The organism is Bradyrhizobium centrosematis (genome assembly GCF_045571495.1).
Lineage (GTDB): Bacteria > Pseudomonadota > Alphaproteobacteria > Rhizobiales > Xanthobacteraceae > Bradyrhizobium > Bradyrhizobium centrosematis.
The window spans coordinates 1,341,600-1,356,913 of sequence record NZ_CP120703.1 but is presented as its reverse complement, the minus strand read 5'-3'; the positions used below and the strand labels follow the sequence as shown (position 1 = coordinate 1,356,913).

Here is a 15,314-nt window from a genome sequence, read left to right as displayed (position 1 = left end):
CAAATGGCTGGGATGCGCCTTTCACCCTCTCCCCTTGTGGGAGAGGGTGGCATAGGCGGCCTCCGGCCGCCGTTCTTAAGAACGCCGATGCTTTGCATCGGCTATGGCGAAGCGGCGAGACGGGTGAGGGGTCTCTCTCCGCCCGTGAGCCTCTCACGATTTGAACTCGCAGAGGCAACTCCTCATCGGGCGCTTCGCGCCACCTTCTCCCACAAGGGGAGAAGGAAGATCTCAGGCCGCCGCTTGCCCGAGGGCCGAGACGATGGTGTCGACGACGTCCTCGACCAGGATGCGGTCTTCGCCCTCGCCCATGACGCGGATCACGGGCTCGGTGCCGGAGGAGCGGATCAGGAGGCGACCGTGGCCGTTGAGCCGCTTCTCGCCGTCGGAGATCGCCGATTTGACGTCGGAATCGTCGAGCGGCTTGCCGCCCTTGTGGCGGACATTCTTGAGGATCTGCGGCAGCGGATCGAAGCGGTGGCAGACCTCGGATACCGGGCGGCGCATCTTCTGCACCACCGCCAGCACCTGCAATGCGGCCACGAAGCCGTCGCCGGTGGTGGCGTAGTCGGACAGGATGATGTGGCCGGACTGCTCGCCGCCGAGATTGTAGCCGCCGCTCAGCATCTGTTCGAGCACGTAGCGGTCGCCGACCGGCGTGCGCACCAGATCGAGCCCCTGCCCGTTCAGGAAGCGCTCGAGCCCGAGATTGGACATCACCGTGGCGACGATGCCCGGCCGCGACAGCCGACCGTCTTCCTTCCAGCTCTGTGCGATCACCGCGAGCAGCTGGTCGCCGTCGACGATGTGGCCGCGCTCGTCGACCAGGATGACGCGATCGGCATCACCGTCGAGCGCGATGCCGATGTCGGCGCGCATCTCGCGGACCTTCCTGGACAGCGCTTCCGGCGAGGTCGAGCCGCATTCCTTGTTGATGTTGAAGCCATCGGGCTCGACACCGATCGGCACGACGTCGGCGCCCAACTCCCACAGCGCTTCCGGCACCACCTTGTAGGCGGCACCGTTGGCACAATCGATCACGACGCGCAGGCCGTCGAGCGACAGGTCGCGCGGCAGCGTGCGCTTGGCGAACTCGATGTAGCGGTCGTGCACGCCGTCGATACGGCGGGCGCGGCCCAAGCTTGCGCTCTGCGCAAGCCTCTTCTCGATGGGCTCGTCGAGCAGCTGCTCGATCTGCCGCTCGACGTCGTCGGAGAGCTTGAAGCCCTGCGGGCCGAACAGCTTGATGCCGTTGTCCTCGAACAGATTGTGCGAGGCGGAGATCATGACGCCGAGATCGGCGCGCATCGACTTGGTCAGCATCGCGACCGCCGGCGTCGGCATCGGGCCGACCAGCAGCACGTCCATGCCGACCGAGGTGAAGCCTGCGACCATGGCGTATTCGATCATGTAGCCGGACAGGCGGGTGTCCTTGCCGATCACGACACGGTGGCGGTGGTCGCCGCGCTGAAACGCAAGGCCCGCAGCCTGGCCGACCTTGAGCGCGAGCTCCGGCGTGATCAGTCCGTTGGCGCGGCCCCGAATCCCGTCCGTCCCGAAATATTTGCGGCTCATATCGTCCCCCAACGCAACAACCAGGGAATCCCCTCGACAACCGCGGGCAGGCCCGAACAGGCCCCGCATCCCTGATTTGCTGGGGTCTTATAATGCTTGTGCGGCTAACTTGGCTTCAAAAAATATGATGAATCATTACGGAACCGGGCGGATCGCGCCACCGGTAACGCCTTGTTAACACTATCATTCCGGCCGGACCTGGAGCGCGGGGCGGAACTTGCGCCCTATTCGCGGCGCTTCACGTGGCCGTCCCCGCGGCTCGGCGCCGGCTGGGTGACGTTGACGGGATCGGAGGCCGGGAAGGTCTCTTCCAGCCCCTCCTCCAGCGCCTCCTCGAGATCATGCTTCTCCTTGATCTCTTCCGGGGAAGGACCAGCGTGCGGCTTCGTCATGGCGCCCTCCTGCAGAACGTTCTGCAAACGATTTGGCTGTGCATCCAACCATGCTAGATGACCTCGAAATCATCCGATGCAAGATGGGCCGGGGACATGAGCATGAAGCATATCACCTGTATCGACGATCTTCGCGCCCTGCATAAGCGGCGCGTGCCGAAGGCGTTCTTCGATTATTGCGACCGCGGCTCCTATGCCGAGGAGACGCTGCGCGCCAACCGCGAGGACATGCAGGCGATCAAGTTCCGCCAGCGCATCCTGGTCGACGTCTCCAAGCGCGACACCTCGACCACGATCCTTGGCGAGCCCTCGACCATGCCCCTGATGCTCGCGCCGGTCGGCCTGCTCGGCATGCAGCATGGCGACGGCGAGATCCACGCCTGCCGCGCCGCGCAGGCCGCCGGCATCCCGTTCACGCAGTCGACCATGTCGATCTGCTCGATCGAGGACATCGCCGCCAATGTCGAGAAGCCGTTCTGGTTCCAGCTCTACGTGATGAGGGACCGCGGCTTCATCAAGGAGCTGATCCAGCGCGCGATCGCGGCCAAGTGCAGCGCACTCGTGCTCACGGTCGACCTGCAGGTGATCGGCCAGCGCCACGCCGACATCAAGAACGGCATGACGGTGCCGCCGGAATGGTCGCTGTCGAAGCTCTTGGATTTCGCCAGCAAGCCGGCCTGGGTCTCCGGCGTGCTGCGAGGCAAGCGTCGCACCTTCGGCAACATCGCCGGTCACGTGAAGAACACCGAGGATCTCAACCGCCTCGCCGAATGGACCGCCTCGCAGTTCGACACGTCGCTGAACTGGAAGGACGTCGAGTGGGTCCGCAGCATCTGGCCGGGCAAGCTGATCATCAAGGGCATCCTCGACGTCGAGGACGCCGAGGAAGCCGCCAAGACCGGCGCGCAGGCCCTCGTCGTGTCCAATCATGGCGGCCGGCAGCTCGACGGCGCGCCGTCCTCGATCGAGGTGCTGCCCGAGATTGCCGATGCGGTCGGCCACAAGATGGAGATCATGTTCGACGGCGGCATCCGCTCCGGCCAGGACGTGATGCGCGCGCTCGCGCTCGGCGCGAAATCCTGCATGATCGGCCGCGCCTACGCCTATGGCCTTGGCGCCGGCGGCCAGGCCGGCGTCGCCAAGGCGATCGACATCATCCGGAAGGAGCTGCTCACCACCATGGGCCTGTGCGGCGTCAACCGGATCGACGAGATCGACGATCATATCATTGCGATGTGAGGCAGTGAGGCGCGAACAGCGCGCCTCACATCGGCGGCGTCAGGCCGTCGCGGCCGACGCTGACGCGGCTGGCCTCGAACGAGCCGTCCGGCAATTGCTTCATGAAGGCGACGACCTTGGCGCCCGGCTTCAACTCGGACTTGTCGCCCGGCACGAAGGTCACCACCGGCGTGTTGTCGGCGACGAACACCTTCTTCTCGCCGTCCTTGTACTTGACCAGCAGCGTATGACCGTCGTTGCCGACGACGCTTTCCGCCACGGTCGCATTGGTCATGGTGGAGTTGGGCTTGAGGTCCCAGGGCCGCGAGCCCTCGCCGGTGCCGCGCATGCTCTCCGGAAACACGTGCACCTCGACGGCGTTCTGGCCGCCGTCGGGTCCCGGCACGGTGGTCGCGCCGATGAACGAACCCGGCTTGATGTCGGCGAGCGAGATCTTCGTGACGCCGGATACATTCACGTCAGGGGCGATGCGAAGCTTGATGTCTTCGCCACTGCGTGACTTGACCTGCATGGTTTCACCATTGACGCTCTCGATCGTGCCACGCACGCGCGTCGGTACCGGCGCCCTTTGGGCGAAGGCGCAATAAGTCGAGACGGCCACCATCGCGACGGCGATCAGCGGACGTGTGAAAGTTGCACGTTGAACAGACATGACGGTCTCCGATTGTCCCCACGGATAGAGAACTCCGAAGCGCCCGGTGCTATTCTCTCAAGTCTTTGTGAGATCGGCCTCGACCAATGCGCGCAGCTCGGCCGTGACCTCCGGCCGCCGGCCGAACCACAGCTCGAAGCCGCGCACGGCCTGATGCAGCAGCATGCCGAGCCCGTCGGCGGTCTTCAGGCCGCGCGCCTTCGCCGCGGCGAGCAGCGGCGTCACCAGCGGGACATAGACGAGGTCGGCAACGACCGCCGATTGCGGCAGGCGTGCGACGTCGACATCGAGCGGCGGCTGGCCGTGCATGCCGAGCGAGGTCGTGTTCACGAGAAGTCTTGCGCGCGGCAGCACGTCGTTGATCTCCTGCCACGGCAACGGATGCACGCTCGGCCCGAACTGCTTGGCGAGCGTCTCGGCGCGCGCGATGGTGCGGTTGGCCAGATGCACGCGCTTGATGCCGCGTTCGAGCAGCCCGAACACGACCGCGCGCGAGGAACCGCCGGCGCCCAGCACCAGCGCCTCCTCGGCCGCGTCCCAGCCGGGCGCGCTGGCGTCGAGATTGCTGATGAAACCTTCGACGTCGGTATTGGTCGAGCGCAGCTCGCCATCGGCAAACCACAGCGTGTTGGCCGCGCCCACCGCCTTGGCGCGGGCATCGGGCGTCGACAGCGCCAGCACGCCTTCCTTGTGCGGGATGGTGACATTGGCCCCGACGAAGCCGCGCAGCGACAGCCGCAGCACGAAATCGCGCAGGTCTTCGGGCGGCACCGCCTCGATGACGTAGCCGCCGTCGATGCCCAGCGTGCGCAGCCAGTAGTGATGGATCAGCGGCGAGCGCGAATGCGCGGCCGGCCATCCGATCAGACAGGCTGCAGGCATTTTGGGCGCGGTCATCTTTCCCTCGGGGTCGTATCCGAGGCGATCCATTTCGCGTCGCGCCCGCTCTGTCAAGCGCGCGGGCGCCGCGGCGTCGGCGAGGCCGGCCGGCATCGTCAGCGGGCGGCAGCCTCTTCGTCCGCGCCGCCCTTGATGTCGGCAATCGCGCGATCGAGGCTCTGGCGGTAGCGCGCGCGCGGCGGCGTCACGCCATGGGTGAGCAGCGCGCGGCGGACCGCGGGCGAAGCTCCCGTGATGAACAGGCGGATGCCCTGGCGGTGCGCCTTGGCGGCGACGCGGCCGAGCACGTTGGCCGCCGTCGAATCCAGGAACGGCACCGCGGCGAAATCGACCACGAAGGCCTTGCGCCTGTCGGCGACCTCGTCGAGCACGCTGCCGATGGCGGAGGCGGCGCCGAAGAAGAACGCGCCGGTGATGCGATAGACCAGCACGTCGCGATCGACCGCCAGCGCGGAATCGTAGGGAACGCGATCGCCGTTGCTGTCATCGGGGCGGTCGGGGACCACCAGCGGCGAGCGTTCCTCGATGCCCGTCATCTCCGCCATGCGATGGATGAACAGCACCGCGCCGAGCGCGAAGCCGACCAGGATGCCTTCGGTCAGGTCGCGGAAGATCGTCAGCAGGAAGGTCGCAAGCAGCACGACGGCATCGCCCCATGACGAGCGCACCAGCGTGGCGAATTCTTGCTTCTCCGCCATGGTCCAGGCCACTACGACCAGCACCGAGGCGAGCGCGGCGAGCGGGATGTAGCTTGCCAGCGGCGCCGCGATCAGCATGAACAGCAGCAGGAAGACCGAATGCAGCATGCCCGCGAGCGGCCCCCGGGCGCCGGCGCGGATGTTGGTCGCGGTGCGCGCGATCAGGCCGGTGACGCAGATGCCGCCGAACAGCGCCGAGCCGATATTGGCCGCGCCTTGCGCCACCAGTTCGCAATTGGAGCGGTGACGGCGGCCGGTCATGCCGTCGGCGACCACCGCCGACAGCAGCGATTCGATGGCGGCCAGCAGCGCGAAGGCGATTGCATCCGGCAGCACTGCCTGTGCCTTCGCCAGCGAGAACGCCGGCAATGCCGGCGACGGCAATTCGCGCGGAATGCCGCCGAAGCGCGAGCCGATGGTTTCGACCGGCAGCGAGAACACCGCGGTCGCCACCGCGGCAAAGGCCACCGCGATCAGGATGCCGGGCCAGGACGGCCGCCACACCCGCAAGGCCGCGATGATGGCGACGCTGACGATCGCGACCATCACCGCGGATGGATTGATCGTGTTGAGGCCGCCGGCGAGCGCGACGAGCTTCGGCACGAACTCGCTGGGTTCTTTCCCCGCGAGCGTGATGCCTGCGAGATCGCGGAGCTGGCTGGCGAAGATGATCACGGCGATGCCGGCGGTGAAGCCGACCGTCACTGGATAGGGAATGAACTTGATGTAGGTGCCGACCCGCAACAGGCCCGCAGCGATCAGGAACAGGCCCGCCATCATGGTGGCGAGAATGACGCCGTCGACGCCGTGACGCTCTGCGGTCGCCGCGACCAGGACAATGAACGCACCCGCCGGTCCGCCGATCTGGAACCGGCTGCCGCCGAGCAGGGAGGCGATGAAGCCGCCGGCGACTGCGGTGTAAAGGCCGCGGTCCGGCGTCACGCCCGAGGCGATCGCGATCGCCATCGACAGCGGCAGCGCCACGATCGCAACGGTCAGGCCCGCGAAGACGTCGGCGCGGAAATCCGCCATGCCATAGCCTTCACGCCAAACGGTGACGAGCTTTGGCAGATACAGTTCGGCAAAGGTCGGCTGGCGCAGCTGGTGCAGCCGGCCTGCCTGTTCGCTTGTAATGCTCATTCCAGCCAAGTGCTCCGCTGCCCCACAACGCTCCGAAGCATCGTGCGTCCCGTGTGGCCGAGGTGCGACGATGCGCTAGCCCATCTTGGTCCCGGGCATGATCAACGCGCGATCACGCTCCGACCCGACGCGGCGGCCCCGGCGCCTTCAGGCGAACGCCACGTCCGCCGCCGTCGCTGCGGACTTGTTCGCCGATCAGCTCGACGCCGGCCCGGTCGAACGCCTCGACCACCTTAATCAGGGTCTCGACCACGCCACGCACGTTGCCGGTCGAGGCCTCCATCCGCTGGATGGTCGGCAACGACACACCGGCAAGCTCGGCCAGGGTTTTCTGGTCAATGCCGAGCAGCGCGCGGGCTGCCCGCATCTGGAATGACGTGATCACCTTGGCCTCACTTGCCAGCGCCTATAAATGATATTTAGAACATATACAATGATGTAAAATACATCATCGTGTGGCCTAGTGCAAGTGCCTCCTGCGTCATTGCGAGCCAACGGGTCCGCGCGAAGCGCGGCCCCGTTGGCTCGCAATGACGGAGAGGAGGCGACTGCGCGCGTCCAACTCTCACCCTCAGCGTGGGATACAGCCCCTCCATTCCCTCTCCCCGTCAGAACGAGGAGAGAGAATGAGAGAGCGCGTCCCTCACCGCGCGAGAGACAGACTCACGCCGCGTGTTGATGTGCAGCGATGATCTGGTCGGCGGCGCGGCCGGTGACCTCGGCCATGTGGTCGAACTGGCGGGTGAAGCTGCCGGCGCCGGCCGTGGCCGAGCGCAATTCCACGATCAGTTCGCCGATCTCGGCTTCCGGCATCATGGCGCGGACGCAGTCCCAGCCACTCCAGCCGTCGCGGGTGTCGAAGCCGAGGATCTGGCCGCGCCGCGCCGACAGGATCGCATTGATCTTGGCGGTGGCATCGGTCGGGCAGACGATCTCGACCACGTGGATCGGCTCCAGCAGCACCGGCTGGCATTGCGGCAGGCCTTCATTGAGCCCGATCCGCGCAGCGGTGCGGAAGGCGAGATCGGAGGAGTCGACGCTGTGATAGGAGCCGTCGGTCAGCGTCACCTGCACGTCGGTGACGGGGAAGCCGAGCGGACCGCGCGCGAGGCCATCGACAACACCTTCTTCGACGGCGGGAATGTAGTTGCGCGGCACGGCGCCGCCCACCACCTTCTCGGCGAATTTGAAGCCGTCGCCGCGCGGCAGCGGCTTGATGTCGAGCACGACGTCGCCGAACTGGCCGTGGCCGCCGGACTGCTTCTTGTGCCGCCCGCGCTGGACGATCGGCTTGCGGATGGTCTCCTGGTAGCCGATCGCGGGCGGATGCGAGGCGACCTTGACGCCGAACCGATCGCGCAGCCGTTCGCCGGCGACGCGCAAATGCATCTCGCCCTGTCCCCATAACACGGTGTCGTGGGTCTTGGCATTCTGCACGACCACCAGCGAGGGATCCTCCTCGTGCAGTCGCGCCATCGCCTGGCCGAGCTTGACGTCGTCCTTGCGATCGGTGGCCGCGATCGAGATCGCGAGCACCGGCGGTGTCGGCTCGATGGCGATCAACGCCGCAGGTGCCGTCTTGCCACTCGAGATCGTGTCGCCGGTCTTGACGGATTCGAGCTTGGCAAGCGCCACCGTGTCGCCGGCATCTGCCGCGGCGCGCTTGGTGTCGTAGGCACCGTTGACGGCGAGGATGCCTGAGATGCGCCCCGCGCCACCGGAGGACGATTGCAGCGTCGCGCCGTCGTCGAGATGGCCGGAAAGCAGCCGCGTCAGCGACAGCTTGCCGCCATGCTGCGAATGCAGCGTCTTGAAGACGTAGCCGAGCGCATCCTTAGTCTCGGGCACGCCGAGACGTTTTGCGGTCTCCGCGACGCCCGGCGCCTCGTGACGCAGCGCCTTCATCAGGCGCAGCACGCCGTTCTCGCGCGCCGCGGCGCCCAGCAGCACCGGGCAGATCAGTCCTTCGCGCAACTCGCGGGCGAGGTCGTCGAACACGGCATCGCGCGGCGGCTGGATGTCTTCGAGCAACTGCTCCATCAGCGCATCGTCGTGATCGGCGAGCTTCTCTAGCATCGAGAAGCGGGCTTCCTTCTCGCGATCGAGATCGCCGCCTTCCAGCGCGACCACCTCGGAGGCCTTGTGCTCGCGATAGATGAAGGCGCGTTCCAGCGCCAGATCGACGAAGCCCTCGATCAGCTCGCCCTTCCAGATCGGGATCTGGCGCAGCACCAGCGGCACGCGAGAGGCGGGCTGCAGCATTGCGAGCGTCTCGCGGATGCGCTGGCTCGCGCGGTCGATCTTGTTGAGAAACAGAAAACGCGGAATGTTCAGCTCCTCCAGCTCGCGCAGGATGATCTGAAGCTGCGGCAGCTTCTTCTCGTCGGCCTCGCAGACCACGATCGCCGCATCGACCGCAGGCAGCGCGGCGCGCATGTCGTGGGCGAATTCGACGGAACCTGGACAATCGAGGAAGGTGTAGCTGTCGCCCATGAAACTCGTGGTGGCGGCAGTCAGCCCGACAGTCATCTTGTGATGACGGGCCTCTGGCGTGGCATCGCCGACGGAAGTTCCGGCATCGACGCTGCCGGCACGCGGGATTGCGCCCGTTCGTGCCAGTATTGCTTCGAGAAGTGTGGTTTTACCGCTTTGGAAAGGGCCCACCAGCGCGATGCACCGTGGACCTCGGGGACTTCTGACGTCTTGTCCCATTCGCCGCCTCCTTGGTGTGGAGCTCGGCCCGTGATTGGGTCGGCAAACGCAGATGCTCTGCCCCTCCCTTAGATTTGGCAAGCATCAAACGTCGCTGCGGTGCGTCGTCAGTTAGATCAAGTCTTATAATTCAGTAATTCCAAGACTGCCCCTCGGTGTTCCACCTCTCCCGCTGGGGAGAGGTGAGGAGGGCGCCTCATCTGCAAGGCCTTAGCGGCCCGGACGGAGTTCCAAGCTCTCGAGGCCGGCGGCAACGTTGAGGCCGACCTGGCCCTGCACACTCAGCGGCTGGAGCGCGATCGAATTGTTCGAGCCGCCGACCAGCACATTGCCGCCAAGGCCGATGCCGACCGAGGCGCTGCCCTGCGCGCCGGCATAATTGCCGGAGAGGTCGCCCGGGCCGAGCCGGTCCACCGGTGCGAACACACCCCACGCCAAAGTCGTCTCCTGGGTGATGCCGATGTCGAGACCCACTTTCCGGATCGTCGCGACGTAGCGATCGTCAGGCGAGCCGTCGGCGCGCAGCACGCAGCCGAGATGGGTCACCGATCCCACGATGAAGCCGACGCTGGCGCCGCCACGGCATTCGAGCACGCCGACCCGCGCCATCCGCGGCTGCTGCGCGCTGCCGCCCACGCTGGAGGCAACGAGGCTGGCGACTGCAAGCCCGGCGAAGATGAATGAACGGCGCATGAAATATCTCCGGCGATGATGTGATGCGAGCAGAGAGAGCGCTCCACCCGTGTTGCGCGTCTATGCCACAACAGCCTCGGCCGTGCCAGATCGCGCGCGGCGATAAGCGTGCAAACAATAAAAGGCCCGCCGGTGGCGGGCCTTTGCGATCGTGCATTCGCGACAGGCTTACCGCAGATTGCCGCAGAAACGCTGGATGCGCTTGCAGGCGTCTTCGAGATCCGAGGTCTTGGTCGCATAGGAGATGCGGAACGCAGGTCCGAGGCCGAAAGCGGACCCCTGCACCACGGCGACGCCTTCGGTCTCCAGGAGCTCGGTGACGAACTGCTCGTCGTTCGAGATTACGTTGCCCGACGGCGCTTTCTTGCCGATGGTGCCGGCGCAGGACGGATAGACATAGAACGCACCCTCGGGGCGCGGACACTCGATGCCGTTCGCCTGGTTGAGCATGGAGACGACGAGGTCGCGGCGCTCCTTGAAGACCTTGTTGTTGGCGGGAATGAACTCCTGCGGACCGTTCAGCGCCTCCACCGAAGCCCATTGCGCGATCGAGCACGGGTTCGAGGTCGACTGCGACTGGATCGTCGACATCGCCTTGATGAGCTGGGCGGGGCCGCCGGCATAGCCGATGCGCCAACCGGTCATGCAATAGGCCTTGGAGACGCCGTTCACGGTGAGCGTGCGGTCGTAGAGACCAGGCTCGACCTGCGCGACCGTGGTGAACTGGAAGTCGTCATAGACGAGGTGCTCATACATGTCGTCGGTCATCACCCAGACATGGGGATGCTTCATCAGCACGTCGGTGAGCGCCTTCAGTTCCGAACGCGTGTAGGCGGCTCCGGTCGGGTTGGACGGCGAGCACAGGATCACCCATTTCGTCTTCGGCGTGATCGCGCGCTCGAGCGCCTCGGCCTGGAGCTTGAAGCCGGTCGCCGCGGTGCAGACCACCGGCACCGGCTCGCCGCCGGCGAGCGCCACCATCTCAGGGTAGCTGACCCAGTACGGCGCGGGAATGATCACCTCGTCGCCCGGATTGATGGTCGCCATCAGCGCGTTGTACAGCACCTGCTTGCCGCCGGTGCCGACGATGATCTGGTTCGGCTTGTAGGCGACGCCGTTCTCGCGCTGAAACTTGGCGATGATGGCGTCCTTCAGCTCGGGAATGCCGTCGACCGCGGTGTACTTGGTCTTGCCGGCTTCGATGGCGCGGATCGCCGCCAGCTTGATGTTGGCGGGCGTGTCGAAGTCGGGCTCGCCGGCCCCGAGGCCGATGACGTTACGACCCGCCGCTTTCAGCGCGCGTGCTTTATCCGTGACCGCGATGGTCGCGGACGGCTTCACACGGTCGAGCGCAGCAGCAAGGAAGGCCATCGTCATCTCCTGACAAGTGTCGTGAACCCAAGCATCGTGAACTGGGTCGTCACGACTCTGATTGTGGGAATGGAGCCACCCTAAAACGTGTGCCGCTGCGCCGCAAGAAACTTCGGCCCGATCCCGGAAAAACTTACGGATTTCGAGGAGTTTCAAGCCGTGATTTCCCGCAATTTTCCGCAACTTTGCCTCCGGAATTGCTCATATCCGACAAGGCATGTCCTCGGAGCAATTTTGCGTGTTTTGCGAGTCAGTTCTTCTCCGTCATGGCCGGGCTTGTCCCGGCCATCCACGTGTGGCCGCGCAGCACGAAGAACGTGGATGCCCGGGACAAGCCCGGGCATGACGACGCGGGAGCGCGCGCGACCTCCGCCAACTTGACGGATACCCCACGCACACCGCCTCCACACGTTGACGTAGACGTGATCTGATTTGCCTCGTCGCGCGGAAATGATCTTCCGCAGCATTGCAGTGCGGTAGGGTTTTCGAGTTTTTCTATGGGCTGGCCCTTGCGGCGGATTCGCATCGGCATCATTGTTTAGCCGCGTCGCGGGGCAACCGAGCGTCGCGCTGTCCCGTCCTCGGATTCGAACTCCCAGAATGTACAAGCTCTACTCGATGCAACGCTCGGGCAACAGCTACAAGGTCCGCCTTGCGCTGGCGCTGCTCAACGTGCCGTACGAAGCGATCGAGGTTGACATTCTGCGCGGCGAGAGCCGCACGCCGGACTTTTTGAGCAAGAACCCGTCGGGGCAGGTGCCGCTGCTCGAGGTCGGCGAGGACCGCTATCTCGCCGAGTCCAACGCCATCCTCTGGTACGTCGCCGTCGGCACGCCGCTTGCGCCCGAGAACCGTATCGACCGCGCCGAGGCGCTGCAATGGATGTTCTTCGAGCAGCACGCGCTCGAGCCGAACATCGGTGCGGCCTATTTCTGGCTGTCGCTGGTCAAGGGCGGGCGCGACCTGCAGACCCATTCGCTGGAGGACTGGATGGAGCGCGGCTATGGCGCGCTGCAGGTGATGGAGAACCACCTCAAGGCCAACGCCTATTTCGCCGCGCGCCAGCTCACGGTCGCCGACATCGCGCTGTACGGCTACACCCATTTGGCCGACCGCTGCGACTTCGACCTCGAGGCCTTCCCGGCGATCCGGGACTGGCTGAAGCGGGTGGAAGCCGCGCCCGGTTTCGTGTCGATGGACTGGCGGCCGGCCGACGTCGACGACCCCGCCAGCATCGCCGCTGGCGCATGACGGAACCCTGCTCCAGGCCTGGGGAATAGCGGGAATAGCGGGAATAGCGGGAATAGCGGGAATAGCGGTAGCACTTGCCGCAATGTCGCCATTTTCAACGCGATGCCCGCCGCAATCTTGCCGGTTGAAACTGGGAAATTGTGGAAAGTCGCGGGTGATTCGCCCGCGTGTTGAAGGATTTAGACCATGACACGGGCGTCCGGCACGGCAGGCTTTAAGGGCCATCCCGCTACCGTCGCGTCTCCCCGGCTGACCAACGCGGTCGCGGCTTCGCTTGCCGTCGCCGCGCTCTCGCTGTGCCTGATCGTCACCCTGACGGTGCTGTCGACCAAGGCGACCATGGCGATGGGCCTGCCGGTCTGATTCCCGTTTCATCCGGATCGAGCCTTCAAGGCGAAGCATGCCCCGCGCCTTCAGGCATCGCGACAGGACGTCGATGAAATCACCTGTGCTCGTCGTTGCAATCACGCTGACTGCGGCCATCCTGGTCGCGGCATCGCTGTTGATTGTCGTCGGCACCCGCAAGGGCCCGGGGATTTCGACGCTGAATGCGCCTGCGCTGCAACAGCAGCGCAAGCACGCGCACCTGGTCTAAAATCATCCGAAAGCCTTACGCGTCTGCGCAAGCGCGCCTTAAGCACACCGCTGGAAAACGCATCGCGGTGGCGCAACGATCAGCCAATGTGGCGACGTTACCTCCTTCGAGAGGGCGAGACTGGTCCATGCGATTCGGATGGCGTGCGATCTCCGGTCCGGTGCTGACGGCAGCAACCCTGCTGCTGACGATGCTCTTCGATCGCTTTATCCCCGCTCTCTCGCCCGCGCCGCTGCTTATCGGCATCGTGGCGCTTGCCGGCGCATGGTCGGGTCTCGGTTCCGCCATGACCAGCGCGGCCGTCGCCGTGATCGGTACGGGACTGCTCTCGCTCAGCCGCCACGGCATGTCCATCTCCTTTGCCGATCTGCTCCAGTTCGGCCTCCTTGTCATCGCGGCAGCCGGTACCGCCGGCGTCACCGGCCTGATGCGCCAGCGGCTGCTGGGCACGTTTGCGGCCGAGCGCCGCAGCCACGCCACCGCCGCGCGGCTGTCGGCCGCGCTCGACCAGGTCGACATCGGCATCGTGCTGCTCGACGCCGAGACACGGGCCGAGTTCATCAACCGCGCATTCTGCGATTATTTCGCGTTGCCGGACGAGATCGCCGACGGCAAGCCGCCCTTCATCGCGCTGATGTATCACGGCCGCGACACCGGCGCGTTCGAGCTGCCCGAAGACGAGCTCGGCACCTTTATCGCGCAGCGCATGGAGACGGTGCGGGCCGGCGACGCCACGCCGATCAACATCGCCTTGCGCACCGGCGAAGTGCTGCGCTTCGTCTGCACGGCGCTGCCCGACGGCGGACGAATGCTCAGCTACACCCCGGTGACCGATCTCGTGCGCCACACCGACGCGCCGTCGCGCGCCGACTACTACCGCTCGCTGCGCGATCCTGCGGGCCGCAGGCTGATCCGCTACCTGCGCGTCGCGGAGTGAACCAACGGCGCGATTGATCGCTGCACCCATCATCCCGTATGAAAGACGCTTCGTCGATCGCGGGACTCCACATGTCGCTCATCATTCGCTCCGTCACCAGGCAGGATTACGATCAATGGCTGCCGCTGTGGGACGGCTACAACGCCTTCTACGGCCGCTCCGGCCCGACTGCGCTCGCGCCAGAGATCACGCGCATGACGTGGCAGCGGTTCTTCGATGCCTATGAGCCGATGCATGCCCTGGTGGCCGAGAGCGAGGGCAGACTGCTTGGGCTGACGCATTATCTGTTTCATCGCAGCACCACCGCGATCGAGCCGTCCTGCTACCTGCAGGACCTGTTCACGCTGGACGCCGCGCGCGGCAAGGGCGTCGGCTCGGCGCTGATCCACGGCGTCTACGACCGCGCGAAGCTGGCAGGATCGCCGCGCGTCTATTGGCAGACGCACGAGACCAATCTCACCGCGCAGCGCCTCTACGACAAGGTCGCGGAGCGGTCCGGCTTCATCGTCTATCGCAAGCTGTTCTGATCCCCGCGCGCATCCTGTGGATAAGTCCTGCTGTCACCCGCGCGTAACACAGCGAGGCTACGCTGCAGCTGCGTCTGATCAGGCCCCCGTCACCGATCAAGCGCCCCAAGCGGTCCCCGTCAGTCGCCGCGTCTGACAGGGGCCGCATTTTTTTGCCCGCCTTGTCAGCACGGCACGCGAAGGCCGGAGGCGGCGAGATTTCGGGTTTTCACTCAGCGCCGAGGAGATGGCGGATCGACGGGATCACGCTGGGCTGACGTTTGAAGCGCGGTGCTATTTCGCGCCACGTCCCACGGTCTGCATCACCTCAAAACCCTCGAACTGGGGATGGCCGAGATAGAGCGGCTTGTTGTCGCCGGCGCGCTGATGCGCAGCGCGGAACGCCTCCGACTTGGTCCAGGCTTCGAATGCCGCATGGTTCGCCCAGACGGTGTGCGAGGCGTAGAGCGTGTGGTCCTCGGCTTCCGGCCCGCGCAGCAGATGGAATTCGACGAAGCCCGGCACCTTGTCCAGATGGGTGTCGCGCGTGAGCCAGACCTGCTCGAAGGCGGTCTCGGAGCCCTTGGCGACGCGGAAGCGGTTCATGGCGATGTACATGGGGGATGGTTCTCCTGATGCTCGGATCATCATGT

16 protein-coding genes are annotated in these 15,314 nt (G+C 65.6%); 6 read left to right on the top strand and 10 right to left on the bottom strand.

Annotation, left to right across the window (positions count from 1 at the left end):
* Positions 1-231: 231 nt before the first annotated feature.
* Positions 232-1,575 (bottom strand): phosphoglucosamine mutase, encoded by a 1,344-nt coding sequence (gene glmM / locus P6U31_RS06510; protein ID WP_407187407.1) that lies wholly within the window; start codon positions 1,573-1,575, stop codon positions 232-234.
* 224 nt (positions 1,576-1,799) lie between these two features.
* The gene (locus P6U31_RS06505) at positions 1,800-1,967 is read right to left on the bottom strand and encodes a hypothetical protein (protein ID WP_407187406.1); all 168 of its coding nucleotides are present in this window, start codon (positions 1,965-1,967) and stop codon (positions 1,800-1,802) included.
* Between the two features lie 102 nt (positions 1,968-2,069).
* On the opposite strand from P6U31_RS06505, the gene P6U31_RS06500 reads away from it, so the two are divergent.
* On the top strand, positions 2,070-3,206 hold the full coding sequence (locus P6U31_RS06500; RefSeq protein WP_407187405.1) for an L-lactate dehydrogenase: 1,137 nt from the start codon (positions 2,070-2,072) through the stop codon (positions 3,204-3,206).
* 25 nt (positions 3,207-3,231) lie between these two features.
* On the opposite strand, the gene P6U31_RS06495 is transcribed toward P6U31_RS06500, so the two are convergent.
* The 7 genes from P6U31_RS06495 to P6U31_RS06465 all read right to left on the bottom strand — a co-directional run bounded on the left by P6U31_RS06495 (position 3,232) and on the right by P6U31_RS06465 (position 11,372).
* A complete protein-coding gene (locus P6U31_RS06495) occupies positions 3,232-3,858 on the bottom strand; it encodes a hypothetical protein (RefSeq protein ID WP_407187404.1) in 627 nt (208 codons plus the stop codon).
* Positions 3,859-3,915: 57 nt separating this feature from the next.
* A complete protein-coding gene (locus P6U31_RS06490; protein ID WP_407187403.1) occupies positions 3,916-4,755 on the bottom strand; it encodes a shikimate dehydrogenase in 840 nt (279 codons plus the stop codon).
* Positions 4,756-4,853: 98 nt separating this feature from the next.
* Positions 4,854-6,596 carry a SulP family inorganic anion transporter gene (locus P6U31_RS06485; protein WP_407187402.1) on the bottom strand — a complete coding sequence of 581 codons (1,743 nt, stop codon included), beginning with the start codon at positions 6,594-6,596 and terminating at the stop codon, positions 4,854-4,856.
* Between the two features lie 112 nt (positions 6,597-6,708).
* Positions 6,709-6,981, bottom strand: a complete 273-nt coding sequence (locus P6U31_RS06480) for a helix-turn-helix domain-containing protein (RefSeq protein ID WP_407187401.1) — start codon at positions 6,979-6,981, stop codon at positions 6,709-6,711.
* 278 nt (positions 6,982-7,259) lie between these two features.
* Positions 7,260-9,308, bottom strand: coding sequence for an elongation factor G (locus P6U31_RS06475; protein ID WP_407187400.1), 2,049 nt, complete (start codon positions 9,306-9,308; stop codon positions 7,260-7,262).
* 210 nt (positions 9,309-9,518) lie between these two features.
* Positions 9,519-10,001, bottom strand: coding sequence for a DUF992 domain-containing protein (locus P6U31_RS06470; protein ID WP_407187399.1), 483 nt, complete (start codon positions 9,999-10,001; stop codon positions 9,519-9,521).
* 168 nt (positions 10,002-10,169) lie between these two features.
* On the bottom strand, positions 10,170-11,372 hold the full coding sequence (locus tag P6U31_RS06465) for a pyridoxal phosphate-dependent aminotransferase (protein ID WP_128923638.1): 1,203 nt from the start codon (positions 11,370-11,372) through the stop codon (positions 10,170-10,172).
* 600 nt (positions 11,373-11,972) lie between these two features.
* Here P6U31_RS06465 and P6U31_RS06460 point away from each other — a divergent pair.
* The 5 genes from P6U31_RS06460 to P6U31_RS06440 all read left to right on the top strand — a co-directional run bounded on the left by P6U31_RS06460 (position 11,973) and on the right by P6U31_RS06440 (position 14,682).
* Positions 11,973-12,623, top strand: a complete 651-nt coding sequence (locus P6U31_RS06460) for a glutathione S-transferase family protein (protein ID WP_128923637.1) — start codon at positions 11,973-11,975, stop codon at positions 12,621-12,623.
* A 186-nt stretch (positions 12,624-12,809) separates the two neighbouring features.
* On the top strand, positions 12,810-12,986 hold the full coding sequence (locus P6U31_RS06455) for a hypothetical protein (RefSeq protein WP_407187398.1): 177 nt from the start codon (positions 12,810-12,812) through the stop codon (positions 12,984-12,986).
* Between the two features lie 73 nt (positions 12,987-13,059).
* Positions 13,060-13,218 (top strand): hypothetical protein, encoded by a 159-nt coding sequence (locus P6U31_RS06450; protein ID WP_407187397.1) that lies wholly within the window; start codon positions 13,060-13,062, stop codon positions 13,216-13,218.
* A 127-nt stretch (positions 13,219-13,345) separates the two neighbouring features.
* Positions 13,346-14,155 (top strand): PAS-domain containing protein, encoded by an 810-nt coding sequence (locus P6U31_RS06445; RefSeq protein WP_407187396.1) that lies wholly within the window; start codon positions 13,346-13,348, stop codon positions 14,153-14,155.
* Between the two features lie 71 nt (positions 14,156-14,226).
* Positions 14,227-14,682, top strand: coding sequence for a GNAT family N-acetyltransferase (locus P6U31_RS06440; RefSeq protein ID WP_407187395.1), 456 nt, complete (start codon positions 14,227-14,229; stop codon positions 14,680-14,682).
* Between the two features lie 273 nt (positions 14,683-14,955).
* Here P6U31_RS06440 and P6U31_RS06435 read toward each other — a convergent pair whose 3' ends face one another.
* Positions 14,956-15,279, bottom strand: a complete 324-nt coding sequence (locus P6U31_RS06435; protein WP_407187394.1) for an antibiotic biosynthesis monooxygenase family protein — start codon at positions 15,277-15,279, stop codon at positions 14,956-14,958.
* Positions 15,280-15,314: the final 35 nt, after the last annotated feature.

Bases quoted from the DNA above. Each gene is read 5' to 3' on its own strand.
- glmM (WP_407187407.1), bottom strand. From the start codon at position 1,575: ATGAGCCGCAAATATTTCGGGACGGACGGGATTCGGGGCCGCGCCAAC.
- P6U31_RS06505 (WP_407187406.1), bottom strand. From the start codon at position 1,967: ATGACGAAGCCGCACGCTGGTCCTTCCCCGGAAGAGATCAAGGAGAAG.
- P6U31_RS06500 (WP_407187405.1), top strand. From the start codon at position 2,070: ATGAAGCATATCACCTGTATCGACGATCTTCGCGCCCTGCATAAGCGG.
- P6U31_RS06495 (WP_407187404.1), bottom strand. From the start codon at position 3,858: ATGTCTGTTCAACGTGCAACTTTCACACGTCCGCTGATCGCCGTCGCG.
- P6U31_RS06490 (WP_407187403.1), bottom strand. From the start codon at position 4,755: ATGACCGCGCCCAAAATGCCTGCAGCCTGTCTGATCGGATGGCCGGCC.
- P6U31_RS06485 (WP_407187402.1), bottom strand. From the start codon at position 6,596: ATGAGCATTACAAGCGAACAGGCAGGCCGGCTGCACCAGCTGCGCCAG.
- P6U31_RS06475 (WP_407187400.1), bottom strand. From the start codon at position 9,308: ATGGGACAAGACGTCAGAAGTCCCCGAGGTCCACGGTGCATCGCGCTG.
- P6U31_RS06470 (WP_407187399.1), bottom strand. From the start codon at position 10,001: ATGCGCCGTTCATTCATCTTCGCCGGGCTTGCAGTCGCCAGCCTCGTT.
- P6U31_RS06465 (WP_128923638.1), bottom strand. From the start codon at position 11,372: ATGGCCTTCCTTGCTGCTGCGCTCGACCGTGTGAAGCCGTCCGCGACC.
- P6U31_RS06460 (WP_128923637.1), top strand. From the start codon at position 11,973: ATGTACAAGCTCTACTCGATGCAACGCTCGGGCAACAGCTACAAGGTC.
- P6U31_RS06455 (WP_407187398.1), top strand. From the start codon at position 12,810: ATGACACGGGCGTCCGGCACGGCAGGCTTTAAGGGCCATCCCGCTACC.
- P6U31_RS06450 (WP_407187397.1), top strand. From the start codon at position 13,060: ATGAAATCACCTGTGCTCGTCGTTGCAATCACGCTGACTGCGGCCATC.
- P6U31_RS06445 (WP_407187396.1), top strand. From the start codon at position 13,346: ATGCGATTCGGATGGCGTGCGATCTCCGGTCCGGTGCTGACGGCAGCA.
- P6U31_RS06440 (WP_407187395.1), top strand. From the start codon at position 14,227: ATGTCGCTCATCATTCGCTCCGTCACCAGGCAGGATTACGATCAATGG.
- P6U31_RS06435 (WP_407187394.1), bottom strand. From the start codon at position 15,279: ATGTACATCGCCATGAACCGCTTCCGCGTCGCCAAGGGCTCCGAGACC.